Here is a 17725-nt window from a genome sequence, read left to right on the forward strand (position 1 = left end):
GGGCGCCGATACGGCGCGGCCGACGCAGCGAGCGAGGCCACGAGAGGAGCCAGCCACGCGGCATACCTCAGTCGTCGACCCAGAACCCGCGCCCGCCGCCGTAGAAGCCACCGAACTGCTCTCGGTAGGAACCCGGCCCCCGCGAGCCGAGGTAGCTGCCGACGACCGCCGCACCGAGGTCGTCGAGCTCTGGCGCCACGACGCGGCCGTCGACGCGGCGCGCCATCTGGTCGATGAACCGGGCCAGCCCCGGGTCCTCGCCCAGCCGGAAGAACGTCACCTGCGCCCCGAGCCGAGCCACGTTGTCGAGCTCGCGCACGCTGTAGGCGACGGTGAGGGGGTGTGGTGGGTAGTCGAAGTAGACCTGCCCGTCGGGTTCGAGGTGGGCGGTCGGCTCGCCATCGGTCACGATGAGCAGCACCGGCTGCGCGCTCGGGTGCTTGCGGAAGTGCCGGGCTGCGAGGAGCAGGGCGTGGTGCAGGTTGGTGCCCTTGGCCCACTGCGCGTCGAGACCGGTGAGCTGCTCGATGTCCATCACCTCCGCGTGCCGGCCGAAGCCGATCAGCTGGAGGGCGTCGCCACGGAACCGGCTGGAGATGAGGTGGTGCAGCGCCAGGGCGGTGCGCTTCATCGGCACCCAGCGCCCGTCCATCGCCATCGAGAACGACGTGTCCACGAGCAGTGCGACGCAGGCCTGGGTGCGCGCCTCGGTCTCGGTGACCTCCACGTCGCGGAGGTCGAGGCGTATGCCGTGTGCGGGCTGGCCGCCTTCACCCGCCGTCCGCAGCACGGCGTTCGTGACCGTGCGCGTGACGTCCCAGGGTTCGGTGTCACCGAACTGCCACTCGCGGGTGGCGCCGCTGGCCTCGCCGGCCGCGCCGGCGTGCCGCACGTCGCGCTGTCCCTGGCGACCGGACAGCCGGGTGGCGACATCGCGCAGCAGGGCCTTGCCGAGCTGCCGCATCGCCTTGGGAGACAGTCGCAGCTGTCCGTCCGAGGTGCGGTTGAGGTAGCCCGAGTCGCGCAGGGCACGCTCCAGCTCGCCCAGCGTCCTGGCATCCACGGCAGCGTCGTCGCCGACCAGCCTGGCCAGCGCATCGATGTCGATGTCGTCCATCCGAGCGCCGGGATAGGACTGCGAGAGCTGTTCGGCGAGCTCGTCGAGCGACGCGAGCTGTTGGAGGGCGCCGGTGCCGTCGCCGAGACCGAGCCCCTGCGATCCCTCGAACTCCTCGGAGCCGCCCCAGTCCTCACCGGGGCGCAGCGCCTGCAGGTTCGCGTCGAGCTGCCCCAGCTCGTCCATGAGCGCGGGAGACCCGAACGCCTGCGCCGACAGCTGCATCAGCTCAGCCCGCTGTTCCGCGGTCATCGAGTTCAGCATCCGCTGGGCGGCGGCCGCCCGCTGGGCCAGGCTGTCGATGAGCTCGTCGACGTCCTGCGGGTCGTCCGGGAAGAAGTCGGCGTGCTGCTCCATGAACTGGCGGAACTGCTCGGTGGTGTCCTCGCCTCGACCGTGGGCGGCGAGGAGGTCGTTGAGGTCCGAGAGCATCTGTCGGACCTCTTCGCGGTCCTCGTCCGTGGCGTTCTCGAGGGCCTGTTTCATGCCGGCGAAGCGCTGGTCGAGGGCCTCGCGGCCGAGCAGGTCCTTGATGCGCTCGTAGTCAGCCCGGGCCGACTGGCTGCGCCACGAGTAGTCGGACAGCTCGCTGACCGCCCCCGCCGTGGACGCGGGCAGGCTCTCGATCCGCATCTCTGCCAGCCGGGCGTCGTCGTCGAGGTCGCGGGCGAGCTGCTTGCGCTCCTCGAGCACGGCGCGGTCGAGCAGCTCGCGGACCTCGCGCAAGGTCCCGTCGAGGGAGTGCCGCTGCAGCAGCTCCTGCCGCTTCTCGGCCACCCTGCGGGCCAGGTCGTCCAGGCCGGTCTGGTCACGGCTGCCCCGGCGCAGGTACTCGCGCATGGCGTGGTCGGCCGAGTAGCCGGCCATGACGTCCTGGCCGATCGCGTCGAGGGCTTCGGCCAGGTCGACCGGGGGTGCGAGGGGATCGGGTCCGCCTGAGTAGCGCGCGTACCGCGACCGGTGCGGGCTCATCCGTAGACCGTCTCCCCGTCCGCCGAGTCCTTGTCGACGCGGCGCGCCAGGTAGAGGGCCTCGAGCGCGAGCTCGACCGCCCCGGCCCGCTCACCGGCGCTGTGCGCGTCGAGCCGATCCGCGATGGCGTCGTAGAGGTCGGACTCGCCGAGCACCGGCAACCCGGCCAGCACATCGGTGGCCGCCACCTGCTCGCCCGTGGTGACGGTCGCACCGCCCTCGAGGGCGGCGACGAGGAGGGCGAGGTCGATCCCGGCGAGGTGACGCCGAGCGGTGTCGGCGATGGACGTGCGCAGCAGGTGGGTGAGGATCTCCTGCTCGCGACCTTCCTCACCCGTCTCGAACTCGATCTTCCCGGCCAGCACCTCCACGGCGCTGTCGAGGTCGACGACGCGGGCCACGGCCTCGGGCTCGCCCTGGCGGGTGGCGCGGTGCAGGGCTGCCGCGGCGACCGTCTCCGCCCCTGCGATGGAGAACCGCGCCGAGACGCCGGAGCGCTGGTCGACCGAGCTCGACTCGCGCAACGCTCGGGTGAACCGGGCGAGGACCTCGACGAGGTGGTCGGGGAGCTGCGCGACGAGCTCGGCCTCCTGGCGGATGACGGCCATCTCGTCCTCGAGCTCGCGCGGGTAGTGGGTGCGGATCTCGGCGCCGAACCGGTCCTGCAGGGGAGTGATGATGCGACCGCGGTTGGTGTAGTCCTCGGGGTTGGCGCTGGCCACGACGAGCACGTCGAGTGGGAGCCGCAGGACGTAACCGCGGATCTGGATGTCGCGCTCCTCCATCACGTTGAGCATCGCGACCTGGATGCGCTCGGCGAGGTCGGGGAGCTCGTTGATCGCGACGATGCCGCGGTGGCTGCGAGGGATCAGACCGAAGTGGATGGTCTCGGGGTCACCGAGCGAGCGCCCCTCCGCGACCTTCATCGGGTCGACGTCCCCGATGAGGTCGGCGACCGACGTGTCCGGGGTGGCGAGCTTTTCGGCATACCTCTCGTCACGGTGTCGCCACTCGATGGGAAGGTCGTCGCCCAGCTCGGCCACCCGACGCCGGGAGGCGTGGATGACCGGCTCGTAGGGGTGCTCGCCGAGCTCGGACCCGGCGATCACCGGCGTCCATTCGTCGAGCAGTCCGACCAGACTGCGCAGCAGACGGGTCTTGCCCTGGCCTCGCTCGCCCAGCAGGACGATGTCGTGGCCGGCGAGGAGGGCCCGCTCGAGCTGGGGGATGACGGTGGTGGCGAAGCCGTGCAGTCCGGGCCACGGGTCACGGCCCTCGGCGAGGGCGGCCACGAGGTTGCCGCGCACCTCCTCGCGAAGGGTGCGGTGCGCGTGACCGGAGGCGCGCAGCTCGCCCAGGGTCGTGGCAGGGGGCGGGGGAACAGGGGTGGAGGCAGAGGGGTGCGTCACCTCCTCACGCTAACCCCGCCGTCGGCGAATCCGTATGCCGGGGACCGCCCCTCGGACTCGCCGGTCGCCGCCCGACCGGCTCACCTCGTCAGCCCATCGTCTTCTGTCCGTCGAGTGCCTCGCGGATGACGTCGGCGTGGCCGGCGTGCTGAGCGGTCTCGGCGATGATGTGGAGGAGGGTCCGGCGAGCCGACCACCGCGCCCCCGGCTCGAACCACGGAGCCTCCGGCAGCGGGTGGGACGCGTCCAGGTCAGCGAGGCTCCCCACGAGCGCATCGGTGGCTTGGGCGACCGAATCGTAGTGTGCGAGTAAGTCGGCCAGCGTCTCGTCTTCGGTCATCCGGTGTGAGTCCATGAAGGCCCGCACGTGCTCCGGGGGGTTCTGCCAGTCGACGTCCTCCCAGTCGATGTCGGGGCGGGGAGCGGGCCCGTCGACGATGAACTCCGCCCACTGCTTCTCGGTGGTGGCGACGTGCTTGATGAGGCCACCGAGGGTGAGCTCCGAGCCGGTGGTGCGCTGGCGGGCCTGCTCGTCGCTGATGCCCTTGACGGTGAAGCGCAGGAAGTCGCGATGGCGTTGCAGCGACTCCAGGAAGTCGGCGCGCTCACCGCCGGCGGAGGCGGGTGCTGTGGCGGGTGCGGTGGTCGGGGTCTGGTCGGTGGTCGTCATGGCTCCACGCTAGGAGCCAAAGAGGTCAGTTCCTGACCGCTTCAACCACTGGATGTCGAGGTTCTGGTGGCGTCCGGCGGACGGTCCCTGGGCCCGTTTGGGGTGCGAAGGGTGGGCCTGACCTGCGGTGATGATGGGCTGACCGGTTGCCGTTGCGCGTGGTCCGTGCTCCACTGGAGTGACGGTAATGCCCTTGAGCCGGGGAGCTTGGGGTCGACTGCATGCAGGGGACGATGCACGTGCGCAGCCTCCTTCGGCTGCTCATCGGCGCTGCCCTCCTCTGTTTCGCCTGGGTCGTCCTGACCTCCGGACCGGCCTCGGCCGCCGAGCGATCCGCATCCTCGCAACCACGCTCCGACGTCGGTCGCACCCTTGCGCCGATCGACCGGGACGGGCTCGAGGCGGTGCTGGGCACCGTCGTCGGGACGTCGTCGGCCACGGCCGAGCGGCCCGCGGGTCACCCGGCCCAACCCGCGAAGTCTGCCAAGCGCGCCACGCCCGCCACGCCCGCGAAGCCCGCCACGCCTGCCACGCCTGCCACGCCTGCCGACGCGCAGGCGAGCGAAAAGCGTTCTGGCACAACGATGTTGACCACCACGTTGACGACCACGATGGCGCCCGTCAAGGCTGCCGGCCGGCAGGTACCCCCGGTCCTCGACCAGGTCGGGGCCACGGCACGGTCGACCGTCGACAGCGGGCTGACGCAGGTCATCGACCTGGCCGAGGTCGCCGGCTCGGTGCCAGTGGCCGGCGAACCGCTCGTGCTGGTGACCGACACCGTCGTGACCCTCGTGCAGTCCCTTGCTCCCGTGGGCTTCCCGTCGCCGATCGTGCCCCTGCCGATCGGCGACGGGACGCCCATCGACGTGGTCCCGCTTCCGGGGGCCACGGAAGCCGTTGCGACAGAGCGTGACCCGTCAGCCGCCAGGGCGGTCATCCGGCCAACCATGTCCCGTGATCGGGACGGGCTCCTGACGAGGTCCGAGGCCGGCCCCTCTCGCCACGCGGCATCCGTGCAGACCGAACTGCCCGCCGCACCCAGCTGGCCCGGCGAGCCGTTCGACCCGTGGGCCCCGCTCGACTCCTCGCCGGCCCTGCCGACCCAGCCGTCGCCCCCCGGCGGCGCTGCGCAGGGTGGCGGCGACCCGGCCACCGGGAGCCCGAGCGTGGTGCTCCCGGACCCCCGCTTGTTCGGTCGCAGCAGCGCCGACTGGCGCGTCCCGCGCGGCCTTCCCGCACACCCCGGTACCCGACCTGACTAGTGCCGCTCTCGCGCCGTGATCTCGGCGCAGATGAGCCATGCCCGGACACGGGCGACACAGCACGATCAGGAAGGAAAGACCATGCATGCATACGTGCGCAGAGGGCTCGAAGTGGCTCTCGTGGTCGGGGGCGGCATCCTGTTCTTCGCAGGACAGGCGTCAGCCGACGAAGGCACCACGGGCGCGGACAGCGCCCTCGGCGGCAGCCAGGCGGCAGTCTCGGTCGTCGTGCCGGTCACCGCGACGGGCAGCTCCATCTCAGCGGTGGGGGACTCGGACTCGTCCGGGTCGAACGCCACCGCACCAGCGGCGGCTCAGGCGCCCAGCGCTCAGGCCGCCAGCACCTCAGGAGACGGCTCCGCTGCCGGTGGCAACCAGGCTGCTGCGGCGGCCACGGTGCCCGTCACGGTCAGCGGCAACAGTGTGTCGGTCCTGGGGGACTCCTCGTCCTCCAACTCGACCGCAGCAGCGCCGTCGGAGCCCGCTGGGGCATCCGGTTCGACTGGTGGCACCGCCGGTGACTCGACGTCCGGTGCGGACTCGGCTGCCGGTGGCAACCAGGTCACGGCTCCGGTCAGGGCTCCGGTGACTGCCGATGGCAATGCCGTGTCGGTGCTGGGGGACTCCTCGTCCTCCAACTCGACCGCAGCAGCACCGTCGGAGCCCGCTGGGGCATCCGGTTCGACTGGTGGCACCGCCGGTGACTCGACGTCCGGTGCGGGCTCGGCTGCCGGTGGCAACCAGGTCACGGCTCCGGTGGCCGCCCCCGTCACAGCTGGTGGCAACTCCGTCTCGGTCGTCGGGGACTCCACGACCACGGGAGCTGCCACGGGGACCGACCCCGTGACACCTCCCGGCGAGGACGCGACGGACCCCACGGACCCGTCCGAACCCATGGACCCGTCCGACCCGACCGCCCCCGGTGACGGCGCGGGGGGTTCGAGCGGCCAGCCCGGGGGTGACACGGCGGACGGTGCGACCGGCCCGCCGTCAGCCTCGGCGCTTCCTGCCCTGGGCATGGCCACCGCGGCGTCGCTCGCCATGACCGGTGGTGGCCTGCCATGGCAGCTCCTGCTGGTCGCTGGGCTCCTGCTCCTCGCGGGAGCAGGTACCCGGGTCACCGCGCGGAGGTTCGCCGACGTGAGCTGACCCGGCAGGGGAGGACGGACGGTGAAGCAGCCCGCCGTCCGTCCTTCCGTCGCGCCCTGCGGGGTGCCCGCTTCTCCGTGGTGCGACTTCCCTCATCCGGTCCAGCGGAGCTCGCTCATGCCCTATGATCGAACACATGTTCGAATCGCTGGATTCCCGCCGGTCGTCCAGCACGGCCGGCGATGACTGCTTCGGCTCGCCGACCGGGTGAGGTCGCGGGACGCCTCGCGGGTCCGTCGCCGACGAGACCTGCGAGCCCCGCGGTACCCCCGGGCTGGCCGCCACTGGTGCCACCACCGGAGTCGCACGGCTGGCAGGTGCCCGCCGTCTCGTGGCTGCTCGACTTCTGCCCCTCCGAGTACCGCCTGTATGCCGGGTGGCGACGTCAGCCCGTCGCGCTGGCCTGGATGACGACCCGGCACATCGACGCGCAGGTGGTCGCGATGCGGCAGGCCTACCGCGAGGTGCGCGTCGAGCTGGGTGATCACCTCACCAGCGAGGGACTGGCCCAGGTGCTGGCCGACCTCGAGACCGAGGGGGTGCGGCTGCTGGCCGCGCGACGCAGTGCGGGGCTGATTTACGACGCGCTGCAGGGCAAGCGCTACGTGCCCCGGTTGTGAGCTCCGACCGTGCCCCGACCGTGCCCCGACCCACGGTAGGCCGCCGCGCCCGGTGGGGCACGGCGGCCTACCGACGGCGTCAGCCCTTCTCGGCCCCCTCGTTGGCGCCCGAGACGAAGTAGCGCTGGAACGCGAAGAACAGCACCGCGACCGGGATCGTCGTCAGGAGGGCGGCTCCGAGCTTGAGCGGGTACTGCGAGCCAGCACCCAGGTCGCCGCTGGCCAGGCTGGCCAGGCCGGTCACGAGGGTCTTCAGCTCCGGGCTCTGCGTCGTGACCAGGAAGTGGGTGAACTCGTTCCACGACCCCTGGAACGACAGGATCGTCAGCGTGATCAGGGCCGGGCGGGCCATCGGCAGCACCACCGACCAGAAGGTCCGGAAGACGCCAGCCCCGTCGATCCGCGCGGCCTCCTCGATCGACACCGGGACCGAGTCGAAGAACTGCTTCATGATGAAGACCCCGGCAGCGTCGACGACCAGCGGCAGGACCATCGCGGTGTAGCTGTCGTAGATGCCGAGGTAGTTCACCATCAGGAACTTCGGGATCAGGAGCGCGACGCCCGGCACGCTCATCACGGCGAGCACGGTGGAGAAGAGGAACCCGCGGCCGCGAAACCTCAGCCGGGACAACGCATATCCGGCCATGCTGTCGAGGAACACCCGAGCCGCCGTGATCACGACGGTGACGACGACGGAGTTCGTGAGCCACCGCATGATGGGGAGCGAGGTGTCCCCACCGATGCCGAAGATCCGCTTCCAGGTCGAGAGGTCGAGCGGGTTGGGGACCAGGCTCAGGGGGTTGTCGGTGGCGCTGGCGTTGGACTTGAACGACGTCGCGGTCTGGATGAGGAACGGGTAGAGATAGATGATCGCGAAGGCCACGAGCACGACGTAGAAGAGGGTGAGCTTCCAACCCTTGGTGCGCTGGTTCACTTCACCCCTCCGGTGCCGGTGCCCTGGGTCGCGACGCCGACCGCAGCTGCCCGTCCGAAGCGTCGCCTCGGCTTGGCGTCCTTGTCACGCATCAGCCATCGCTGGAAGGCGGTCAGCGCGACGATGAGGACGAAGACGATGAACGACATCGCCGCGCCACTGCCGTACTGGAGGCTGGTGAAGGACTGCTTGTAGGACAGGTAGGCGGGGGTCAGGGTGGTGTTGGCGGGCGCGCCCTTGCCCATGACGTAGATCTGGTCGAAGAGCTGCCAGGTGCCGATCAGACCGAGCGTGGTCACGAGGAAGAACGCCGGCTTGAGCATGGGGATGGTGACGTGGCGCAGCTTCTGCCAGCCGGTGGCGCCGTCGAGCATGGCGGCCTCCTCGACCTCGACCGGCACGTCCTGCAGGGCCGCCAGGAACATCAGCATGAAGGTGCCGGTGGTGGTCCAGACAGCCAGGATGATGACGACGCACATGGCGACCGAGGGCCCGGCGAACCAGTCCCAGACGGAGCGGCCCAGGATCAGGCCCTGGCCCCAGCCGGGGTTGTCACCCGCGCCGAACCACCCCAGCACGATGTGGAAGAGCCCCCGCGAGTCGCTGAACCACGCCGGCCCCTTGATGCCCACGGCGCTGAGGACCGCGTTCACCGCGCCCGAGTTGGCGAAGAGGAAGAGGAACACCACGCTGATCGCGATCGAGCTCGTGACCGAGGGAAAGTAGAAGGCGGTGCGGAAGAAGCCCTTTCCCTTGAGGAAGCGGTTGCTGACGATCAGCGCCAGGAAGAACGACACCGCCGTCTGCAGCGGCACGACGAACAGCACGTACCAGAAGTTGTTGTTGAGCGACTGCATGAAGTTGGCGCGCTTGAGTCCGTCCTGGGTGAACAGCGACGTGTAGTTGCTGGTCCCCACCCACTCGGCGTTCGTGCCGCCGTTGAAGGGCGATCCGTTGCCGTTCCAGTTGGTGAAGCTGACGTAGAGCGCCATGACGATCGGGATGAACAGGAAGAGCCCGAGGATGATCATCATCGGTGCGGTGAACAACCAGCCTGCGACGGACTCGCCGCCGCGGATCCCGCCGCCGGCCTTGGCGCGGCGACGGGATCCGGGGATGACAGTCATGCTCACTGACCCTTGAGGGCCGCGTCGCCGTTCTTCTGCAGGCTGGACAGGATCGTCTTCGGGTCCTTGCTCGCCAGCTGCTCGAGGTCGGTGTTGAAGGCGGCCATGACGGGGTCGAAGCCCGGCACGTTCACCGGACCGGTGCCGTAGGCACCACCGGCGGAGAAGGCGGCATCGTCAGGGAAGGCGGCGGCATACTGCGTCGAGCCCTCCTTGGTGGACGGCATGACACCGAACGCCTTGGCGAAGGCCATCTGCTGGTCGACCGAGGTCAGCGACTTCACGAGGTCGACCGCGGCGGCCTGGTTCTTCGACTTGGCGGCGATGCCCCAGCAGTTGCTGAACAGCAGGGTGCCCTTGCCGCCCGGACCAGCCGGCAGCTCGACGACCTTGGCCTTGATGGTGGGGAAGTCGTTCTTCAGCGCGCCGCGGATCCAGTTGCCCTCGATGGTCATCGCGGCCTTGCCCTTGCCCAGCGCCTCGCCACCCCAGCCGGCGTCGACCTGCTTGGCGTACTTCATCGAGCCGGCCTTGAGCAGCTTCTGCGCCTCGGTGAGCCCGGCGACGTTCTCCGGCGAGTCGGCCGTCACGGTCTTGCCGTCGGGGCTGACGACCCAGCCGCCGGCCTGACGCATGAAGACCCCGAGCCGGGCCCATTCGCCACTGACGACCAGGCCGGTGACCTTGCCGCTGGTGAGCTTCTTGGCCACCGTCTCCAGGCCTGCCCAGTCCTTGGGGATGTCGGCGTCGGTCAGACCGGCCTTGGTCCACATCTCGGTGTTGATGACCAGGGCGAGCGTCGAGAAGTCCTTTGGCGCGCACTGGAGCTTGCCGTCGTAGGTGTAGGTCTGCACGAGGCTGTCGAGGTAGCCCGCGTCCTTGACCTGGTCGCCGTAGGCGTAGAGGTTGCCCGCCTTGGCGAAGTCGCCGATGCGGCCGGCGTCGGCGTAGAAGATGTCCGGCGGAGTGCCACCGGCGAAGCCCTGTCCGAGCTGCTGGTTGAGGTCGGAGGCCACGACGACCTCGGCGGTGTTGCCGGTCTTCTTGGCCCAGGTGTCAGCGGCCGCCTTGACGGCGGCGGTCTCGGCGTCGCCGGACGTGCCGATCAGGATCTGCAGCTTCGCCGGGCCCGACGACTGCTGTGGCTTCGCGCCTTCGTCGAAGCCGCCGCCACCGCAGGCGGTCAGCGCCAACGATGTCGTGGCCGCGACGACCAGGGCCAGGGTGGTGTTGCGCCTCATGGGTGCTCCTTGGGGTGGGGGTGCCGTCCGCCGGGTGTCGGACGACCTGGGTAACTCAGGGGTCGTGGGTCAGGGGTCGTGGGTCAGGGGTCGTGGGTCAGGGTCTGGGTCGGGGCGTAGCAGTCGGAGGGGGTGCCGAGGGGTCGCCCGCGCGGGAGGTGCTCTCGCGGATCGAGAGCGTCGGGGCCAGCAGGGCGGTGAGGGACAGGTCGGTGCCCTTCTCGTGGACGATCCGCCACGCTTCGGCGGCCGCCTGCCGGAGGGGCTGGCGCAGGCTGGTCAGCTGCAGGGCCTCGGCGACGTCGCTGTCGTCGAAGCCCACGACGCCGATGTCGCGGCCGGGCTCGAGACCGCGGTTGCGGACCGCCCTCAGGGCGCCGAGGGCCAGCAGGTCGGAGGCGCAGAGGATCGCGCTGTCGGGACCGAGTCGCGCCAGCAACCGGTCGGCTGCCGCCGTGGCGACCGCGAGGTCCTGGACGGCCTCCTCGGCGATGGGATCGTCCGCCAGGCCCGCGTCGGCCAGGCCGGCCAGCCAGCCGCGGCGCCGGTCGTCGCCGACGGGGGAGCCCTCCGGCCACCCGAGGTAGGCGACCGAGGTGTAGCCCTGGCCGAGCAGGTGCCCGACCGCGAGCTCCATGCCGGCGCGTCCGTCGACGTCGACCCACCGGCCCATCTGCGGCTCGTCCCAGATCCGGCCGAAGGTCACGAAGGGCACGTCGTTCTGGAGCAGCCACGCGGGTCGGGGGTCGTCGTGCCTCGTGTCTCCCAGCACGAACCCGTCGACCAGCCCGGTGGACAGGATCTGGTCGTAGCCCGAGAGCAGGCTGCTCAGGTCGGGCGCGAAGGTGACCAGGTGGCAGCTGTGGTCGGGGGCGGCCACGGTCAGCTCGACGAGGAAGCCGTCGAGGATGTGACCCATCTTGCCGGCGCCGGAGGGGTTCACCTCGAACCCGTAGGCGGAGGCCTTGCGCCGCCTCAGCTGCTGGGCGGCGGCGTTGGGGGTGAACCCGAGCCGCTCGATCTCGCGATGCACCCGCGCGAGGGTGCTGGGTGCGACCCGGTCGGGGTAGTTGAGGGCGTTGCTGACGGTCTGGCGGGACACTCCGGCCGCGGTGGCGACGTCGACGATCGTCGCTCGTCCGCGGTACTGCTCTGGTCCACTTGCCACAACCGCTCCCTTGCGCTGTGATCGACCGACGGGCCATGGTGGAGATGCCCCATTTGAACGTTCCAACTAGGCTGAATATGGCCCACGACGGGCCGCCAGTCAAGAGATCATGGCCACCAACCCCTGGGTGGACCCCTCAGTGCTCAACCGGAAACGAGGCCCGCGTGACCACCGAGCAGAGCCCGCGTCAACCGTGGCTGCACGACCTGCGGATCATCGTCGACGGCAACGCGACCGCGCTGTCGGCGACCACGGGTGACGTGAGCCCCGGCGCGGGCCACGGGCTGTTCGTGGACGACGTGCGCCTGCTGTCCAGGCTCGAGCTGACCGTCTCCGGCGAGACACCCAGCGCGGTCGCCTCCGAGGCCGGGGGAGCCACCGCGGAGTTCTTCGGCGCGGCTCGCGGGCTCGGTGACGAGGGCCCTGACCCGACCGTGGAGATCCGCAGGGTGCGCACCCTGGAGGGCGCCACCCTGCACGAGGACGTCACGGTGACCTCGCGCGCCGCACGCACCGTCCGCGCGACGTTGCGGCTCGAGCTCGGGTCGGACGGCCTGGCCATCGCGCGGGTGAAGTACGGCGCCTTCGGCGCGCCGGCGGTGCCGCCCGAGCTGGTCGACGGGGTCCTGACGTTCACCACCGAACGGCACCGCACGCGCGTCGACGTCGACCCCGCGCCGACCGGACTCGAGGTCGCCGCGGACCGCGCCGTCGTGAGCCACGACGTCGTCGTGGAGCCCGGCGAGAGCCAGACGGTCCGGGTCACGGTCAGCGCCTCCCGGACCGCCGCCTCGGAGTTCGACGCCGACCCGGGCGGCGACGCCGTCACGTGGCGCGACATCCGCATCACGTCCGACGAACCCCGTCTCGCCCCCCTCGTCGCGCAGTCGACCGACGACCTGCGGCATCTCCTGCTCCGTGACCCGCTCGAGCCGTCCGATGTCTTCGCCGCAGCCGGATCCCCTTGGTATCTCACGCTTTTCGGGCGGGACTCGATCTGGGCGGCGCGCATGATGCTGCCCTTCGGCACCGAGCTCGCCGCCGGCACCCTCCGCGCACTGGCCAGACGACAGGGCACGCGACACGATGCCGACTCGGCCGAGCAGCCGGGCAAGATCCCCCACGAGGTGCGCCGCACGGCATACACGGGGTCGCCGCGCAAGGGTGACCTGGCACTCCCGCCGCTCTACTACGGCACCGTCGACGCCACCGCCCTGTGGGTGACCTTGCTCGTCGAGACCTGGCGGTGGGGTCTGCCCGAGGCCGAGGTGCGCGCGCTGCTCCCCAACCTGCGCGCCGCGCTGGCCTGGCTCACCTCGGACGGCCAGCCCGACGACGACGGTTTCCTCAAGTACCTCGACACGTCGGGTCACGGCCTCGCCAACCAGGGCTGGAAGGACTCCGGTGACTCGATGCGGATGCGCGACGGCAGCGTCGCTGCCGCGCCGATCGCCCTCGTCGAGGCCCAGGCGTATGCCGTGGAGGCACTGCTCGGGGCAGCCGACCTCCTCGAGGCGCTGGGTGAGGACGGAGCGGACCCGGCACGGGCGGAGGCCGGGGCGCTGCGTGAGCGCGTGCGGCAGGCGTTCTGGGTCGAGGGCGGTGAGGGCCGCTACCTCGCGATGGCGCTCGACGGGTCCGGCAAGCCGGTGGACGGGCTGGGCTCCAACATGGGGCACGCGCTCGGCACCGGCACCCTCGACCCCGCGGAGGCCGCCAGCGTCGGGGCGACGGTCACGGGAGACGAGCTGCTCGACACCTTCGGCGTGCGCACCCTCGGCACGGGCAACGGTGGCTTCAACCCGATCGGCTACCACACCGGCTCGGTCTGGACCCACGACACGGCCATCGTCGCGCTGGGCCTCGCGCGCGAAGGGCTGACCGGGCCGGCCGCCCGCGTGGCGCAGACCCTCGTGGCGTCCGCCGAGGCGTTCGACTACCGGTGGCCCGAGCTCTACTCGGGCCTGCCCTTGGGTGGCGGCGGAGGCCACCAGCGCAGCTTGGGTCGCCCCTCGCCCTACCCGGCCTCGTGCCGGCCCCAGGCGTGGTCCGCGGCCTCGGCCGGTGCCATCCTCACCGTCGCGCTCGGCCTGCGTGCCGACCTGCCCGGCGGGGTCCTGCACGTCGACCCCGTCCTGCCCCTGCCGTTCGGCGCGCTCCACGTCGAAGGCCTGCGGCTGGGTGGCGTGCCGTTCTCGGTCTCGGTCAGCCGCGACGGAGCGGTCGAGGTCACCGGGGTGCCGCAGGAGGTCCGGGTCAGCGGGGGCGCATAGACTCGGGCGGTTCCCCTGCAGAGATATGCCCCTGTGCTGACACAACCGGAAGGACGGCGTGCGTGGGAGTGCTCGAGACCATCACCGGCCCGGCCGACCTCAAGGCGCTGACGCCTGCCCAGCTGCCCGGGCTGGCCCAGGAGATCCGTGACTTCCTCGTCGAGTCCGTCTCCAAGACCGGCGGCCACCTGGGCCCCAACCTCGGGGTGGTCGAGCTGACCATCGCGCTGCACCGCGTCTTCGACAGCCCCCAGGACGCCATCGTCTTCGACACCGGCCACCAGTCCTACGTGCACAAGCTGCTCACCGGTCGCCACGACTTCAGCCAGCTCAAGAAGCAGGGCGGCCTGTCGGGCTACCCCAGCCGGGCCGAGTCCGAGCACGACATCGTCGAGAACTCCCACGCGTCGACCGCCCTGTCCTGGGCCGACGGCATCGCCAAGGCCCGGCGGCTGCGTGGCGAGAAGGGTCGGCACACCGTGGCGGTCATCGGTGACGGAGCGCTCACCGGTGGCATGGCGTGGGAGGCCATCAACAACATCGCGGCCGACAAGGACCTGCCCCTGACCATCGTGGTCAACGACAACGAGCGGTCCTACGCCCCGACCATCGGCGGCCTGGCCGACCACCTCGCGACGCTGCGCACCACCCGCGGCTACGAACGGTTCCTCGACTGGGGCAAGAACACCCTCAGCCGCACCCCCGTGGTCGGTGGCGCGATGTACGAGACGCTGCACGGGATGAAGAAGGGCCTCAAGGACATCGTCGCGCCGCAGGGCATGTTCGAGGACCTCGGGCTGAAGTACCTCGGTCCGGTCGACGGCCACGACGAGCAGGCGGTCGAGGCGGCGCTGCGTCGGGCCAGGGCGTTCGGCGGCCCCGTGCTCGTCCACGTCATCACCGAGAAGGGCCGCGGCTACGACCCCGCCCGCCGGGACGAGGGCGACCAGTGGCACGCCATCGGCAAGTTCAACCCCGAGACCGGGCTGCCGTTCGAGGTGAGCGGCCGGATCTGGACCGACGAGTTCAACGACGAGATGGTCGCGATCGGCCGCGAGCGCGAGGACGTCGTGGCCCTCACGGCGGCGATGCTCATCCCGGTCGGCCTCGACGGCTTCGCCGCTGCGTACCCCGACCGCGTCTTCGACGTCGGGATCGCCGAGCAGCACGCCGTGACCATGGCCAGCGGCCTGGCGTATGCCGGCCTGCATCCGGTCGTCGCGGTCTACGCCACCTTCCTCAACCGGGCCTTCGACCAGCTGCTCATGGACTGCGCCCTGCACAAGGCGGGCGTGACCTTCGTGCTCGACCGAGCCGGCGTGACCGGGAGTGACGGCGCCTCGCACAACGGCATGTGGGACATGACGATCGCGTCGGTCGTCCCCGGCCTGCGGCTGGCCGCGCCCCGCGACGGCGACCAGGTCAAGCGCCAGCTGCGCGAGGCGATCGACGTCACCGACGGGCCGACCGTGCTCCGGTTCCCCAAGGGTGACGTGGGGCCGGCCGTCGACGCCATCCGCCAGGACGGCGTCGTCGACGTGCTCCACGAGACCTCGAGGGACAGCTGCGACCTGCTCCTGGTCGGGGTCGGCGCCTTCGCCGGCATGGCCGTCGACATCGCGGGCAAGCTCGAGGCGCAGGGACATTCGGTCACGGCCGTCGACCCCCGATGGGTGCTGCCGGTCAGTGCTGACCTCGTCGAGATGGCTCGACGCGCGGGTGCCGTCGCCGTGGTCGAGGACAACCTCGTCAGCGGAGGAGTGGGAGCCGCGGTGGCCCTGGCCCTGCGCGAGGCCGACGTCGACGTGCCGGTGCACGTGCACGGCATACCGAAGCGGTTCCTCGACCACGCGTCGCGGGGACAGGTGCTCGAGGAGGTCGGCCTCACCGCGGACGCGGTGGCTACCTCGTTGGCGACCCGCCTGCGCTGAGCCGCATCAGGCGCAGCGCCAGCTGGAGCTCGAGCGACTCGCCGGGGCGCTGCCAGTGCGGCCCGAGGAGCGCGGAGATCCGCTCCAGGCGCTGGCTCACGGTGTTGACGTGGACGTGCAGGTCGGTGGCCGCGTGGCGGGGGCTGCCGCCGGCGTCGAAGTAGGCCTGGAGGGTCTTGACCAGCTCGGAGCCGCGGCGGGCGTCGTAGTCGAGCAGGGGGCCCAGGTGTTGGCGCACGTAGCCGCTGACGTCGGGTGCGGACCCGACGACCAGACCTGCGAAACCGAGGTGGCCGGCGCTTGCTCCGGTGCCCTCCAGCCCGAGTGAGACGAGCGCTGAGACGGTGCGGACGGCTTCCCGCCACACGGCCGGCACGTCGGCGCCGAGGGTCGTCGGTCCCGCCGCGCCGACGGTCACCGTGGCGAGCCGGCTCAGGCGGCGGGCGAGCTCGACGGCGGCCTCGTGCGGGTCCTGCGACGGGAGCAGGGCGACCACGTGGCCGTCGTGCTCACCGACGACGGAGCCGTGCCCAGCGGCAGCGTGGGCGGCGAGCAGCAGGGTGCGGCGCGGGGTGTCGGGGTCGGCGTGCGCGACCAGCACGGCGTGGGCGGCACCCGGGTCGATGCCCTGGGCCCTCGCCCGGGTGGCCAGTGACGTGGGGTCACCGCGACCGCTGACCAGGTCGGCCACGAGGTCGGTGCGGACGCGTTGCTCGGCCTCGGCGGCGGTGCGCTCGAAGAGCAGGACGAGCGCGCTCACGACCGACGCGCGCTCGACGGTGCGGCGGTCGGCGTCGTCGAGCACACCCACACCCCCGAGGACGAGGGTGCCCAGCGGGGTCTGCGGCGCCTTCACGCCGATGGCCCACTGGTCCGTGCCGGGGTCCTGCGCGAGCCGTCCGGTGCTGTCCGTCTCGCGGACCGCGCGCGACCGGGCGAGGGCGCCAGCGGTGCCGTCGTCCGGCAGCGGGGTCGACCCGTGGGTGCTGAGCAGCTCGCCCTCCGAGCTCAGCAGCACCACCCACCCGCCGAGCAGGTCGCCCAGCGCCTTGGTGATGTCGTCGACGCCGCCACCGGCGAGGACCAGCTCGGCGAACCGGTCGTGGGCGGCAGCGGCGCGCTCCACCCCGGCGGTGTGGCGTCGGACCTCCTCGGCGCTGCGGGTCTGCACGATCGACACCGCGGCCAGCGCCGCGAGCGAGCCGAGCAGGGCCACCTGGTCGGGGGAGAAGGGGCGCGGGGAGCGGTTGGCCGCGAACAGCACCCCCACGAACTCGTCCTCGACGACCAGGGGAGTGCCGCAGATCGAGACCAGGCCCTCGTCACCGACGGCGCTGTCGATCGCGCCGGTGTGCTGGAAGCGGTGGTCGTGCAGGTAGTCGGCGCTCCAGTAGGGCTTGCGGGTCGAGGCGACGAGCCCGCCGAGGCCATCGCCGAGCGACAGCCGCACCACCTGGAACTCGGAGCTGACGGAGCCGTCGGTCGCGCGCATGAAGGTGTCGCCCGCCTGCGGGTCGAACAGCGTGAGGTAGGAGACGTCGGTCCCGAGCAGGGCCCTGGCCCGACGGACGATCGCCTCGAGGATGCCGCTGGGGTCACGCATCGCAGCCAGGTCACGAGCCGTCTCCACGAGGCCGGTGAGCTCGGCCTCGCGGCGGCGCCGCGAGTCGAAGGCCGCCCGCACGCGCAGCGCCAGCTCGCGGGCCTCGTCGGCCTGGGCAGCCGCGGGGTCGTCGGGACCGGAGGCGTGGGGGACCACCGCCTCGAGCTCGGCCGCCGGAGCCCCCTGCGCGAGCAGGCGCAGCAGCGTCATCGCCGGGGAGTCGTCGTGGGCGTCCATCGAGTCGGATCC

13 protein-coding genes are annotated in these 17725 nt (G+C 71.5%); 5 read left to right on the forward strand and 8 right to left on the reverse strand.

From position 1 onward, the window contains the following. Positions 1–67: 67 nt before the first annotated feature. The 3 genes from AC1DWJ_RS00630 to AC1DWJ_RS00640 all read right to left on the reverse strand — a co-directional run bounded on the left by AC1DWJ_RS00630 (position 68) and on the right by AC1DWJ_RS00640 (position 4168). Positions 68–2089 carry a vWA domain-containing protein gene (locus AC1DWJ_RS00630; protein WP_457252850.1) on the reverse strand — a complete coding sequence of 674 codons (2022 nt, stop codon included), beginning with the start codon at positions 2087–2089 and terminating at the stop codon, positions 68–70. Continuing rightward, the gene (locus AC1DWJ_RS00635) at positions 2086–3498 is read right to left on the reverse strand and encodes a magnesium chelatase ATPase subunit I (RefSeq protein WP_457252849.1); all 1413 of its coding nucleotides are present in this window, start codon (positions 3496–3498) and stop codon (positions 2086–2088) included. The genes AC1DWJ_RS00630 and AC1DWJ_RS00635 overlap by 4 nt, the downstream gene beginning before the upstream one ends. 88 nt (positions 3499–3586) lie before the next feature. Continuing rightward, on the reverse strand, positions 3587–4168 hold the full coding sequence (locus AC1DWJ_RS00640; protein ID WP_477619767.1) for a DinB family protein: 582 nt from the start codon (positions 4166–4168) through the stop codon (positions 3587–3589). Positions 4169–4389: 221 nt separating this feature from the next. Between AC1DWJ_RS00640 and AC1DWJ_RS00645 the strand changes: the two genes are divergently transcribed. From AC1DWJ_RS00645 to AC1DWJ_RS00655, 3 genes are all read left to right on the forward strand, one after another. Further along, on the forward strand, positions 4390–5430 hold the full coding sequence (locus AC1DWJ_RS00645) for a hypothetical protein (RefSeq protein WP_477619768.1): 1041 nt from the start codon (positions 4390–4392) through the stop codon (positions 5428–5430). Positions 5431–5511: 81 nt separating this feature from the next. Continuing rightward, on the forward strand, positions 5512–6579 hold the full coding sequence (locus AC1DWJ_RS00650) for a hypothetical protein (RefSeq protein WP_477619769.1): 1068 nt from the start codon (positions 5512–5514) through the stop codon (positions 6577–6579). A gap of 317 nt (positions 6580–6896) precedes the next feature. Beyond that, the gene (locus AC1DWJ_RS00655; protein ID WP_457252845.1) at positions 6897–7199 is read left to right on the forward strand and encodes a hypothetical protein; all 303 of its coding nucleotides are present in this window, start codon (positions 6897–6899) and stop codon (positions 7197–7199) included. A gap of 79 nt (positions 7200–7278) precedes the next feature. Here the strand turns inward: AC1DWJ_RS00655 and AC1DWJ_RS00660 are convergent, their stop codons facing one another. The 4 genes from AC1DWJ_RS00660 to AC1DWJ_RS00675 all read right to left on the reverse strand — a co-directional run bounded on the left by AC1DWJ_RS00660 (position 7279) and on the right by AC1DWJ_RS00675 (position 11669). After that, entirely contained in the window at positions 7279–8133 is an 855-nt protein-coding gene (locus tag AC1DWJ_RS00660; protein ID WP_457252844.1) for a carbohydrate ABC transporter permease, read from the reverse strand. Further along, positions 8130–9260, reverse strand: coding sequence for a carbohydrate ABC transporter permease (locus AC1DWJ_RS00665; RefSeq protein WP_457252843.1), 1131 nt, complete (start codon positions 9258–9260; stop codon positions 8130–8132). Before AC1DWJ_RS00665 ends, AC1DWJ_RS00660 begins: the two co-directional genes overlap by 4 nt. A gap of 2 nt (positions 9261–9262) precedes the next feature. Continuing rightward, on the reverse strand, positions 9263–10501 hold the full coding sequence (locus tag AC1DWJ_RS00670) for a sugar ABC transporter substrate-binding protein (RefSeq protein WP_457252842.1): 1239 nt from the start codon (positions 10499–10501) through the stop codon (positions 9263–9265). A gap of 97 nt (positions 10502–10598) precedes the next feature. After that, entirely contained in the window at positions 10599–11669 is a 1071-nt protein-coding gene (locus AC1DWJ_RS00675) for a LacI family DNA-binding transcriptional regulator (protein WP_457252841.1), read from the reverse strand. A gap of 164 nt (positions 11670–11833) precedes the next feature. Here AC1DWJ_RS00675 and AC1DWJ_RS00680 point away from each other — a divergent pair, with 164 nt between their 5' ends. Both AC1DWJ_RS00680 and dxs read left to right on the forward strand, forming a co-directional pair. Then, positions 11834–13942, forward strand: a complete 2109-nt coding sequence (locus AC1DWJ_RS00680) for an amylo-alpha-1,6-glucosidase (protein WP_457252840.1) — start codon at positions 11834–11836, stop codon at positions 13940–13942. A 62-nt stretch (positions 13943–14004) separates the two neighbouring features. After that, positions 14005–15873, forward strand: coding sequence for a 1-deoxy-D-xylulose-5-phosphate synthase (gene dxs, locus AC1DWJ_RS00685; protein WP_457252839.1), 1869 nt, complete (start codon positions 14005–14007; stop codon positions 15871–15873). Here dxs and AC1DWJ_RS00690 read toward each other — a convergent pair. After that, the gene (locus tag AC1DWJ_RS00690) at positions 15845–17713 is read right to left on the reverse strand and encodes a helix-turn-helix domain-containing protein (protein WP_457252838.1); all 1869 of its coding nucleotides are present in this window, start codon (positions 17711–17713) and stop codon (positions 15845–15847) included. The two genes, dxs and AC1DWJ_RS00690, sit on opposite strands and share 29 nt — an antisense overlap. Positions 17714–17725 lie beyond the last annotated feature (12 nt).

It is taken from the genome of Pedococcus sp. P2_D7 (genome assembly GCF_056404295.1).

Excerpts from the sequence above, each read along its gene's own strand:
- AC1DWJ_RS00630 (WP_457252850.1), bottom strand. The coding sequence starts at position 2,089 with ATGAGCCCGCACCGGTCGCGGTACGCGCGCTACTCAGGCGGACCCGAT.
- AC1DWJ_RS00640 (WP_477619767.1), bottom strand. The coding sequence starts at position 4,168 with ATGACGACCACCGACCAGACCCCGACCACCGCACCCGCCACAGCACCC.
- AC1DWJ_RS00645 (WP_477619768.1), top strand. The coding sequence starts at position 4,390 with ATGCAGGGGACGATGCACGTGCGCAGCCTCCTTCGGCTGCTCATCGGC.
- AC1DWJ_RS00650 (WP_477619769.1), top strand. The coding sequence starts at position 5,512 with ATGCATGCATACGTGCGCAGAGGGCTCGAAGTGGCTCTCGTGGTCGGG.
- AC1DWJ_RS00665 (WP_457252843.1), bottom strand. The coding sequence starts at position 9,260 with ATGACTGTCATCCCCGGATCCCGTCGCCGCGCCAAGGCCGGCGGCGGG.
- AC1DWJ_RS00670 (WP_457252842.1), bottom strand. The coding sequence starts at position 10,501 with ATGAGGCGCAACACCACCCTGGCCCTGGTCGTCGCGGCCACGACATCG.
- AC1DWJ_RS00690 (WP_457252838.1), bottom strand. The coding sequence starts at position 17,713 with ATGGACGCCCACGACGACTCCCCGGCGATGACGCTGCTGCGCCTGCTC.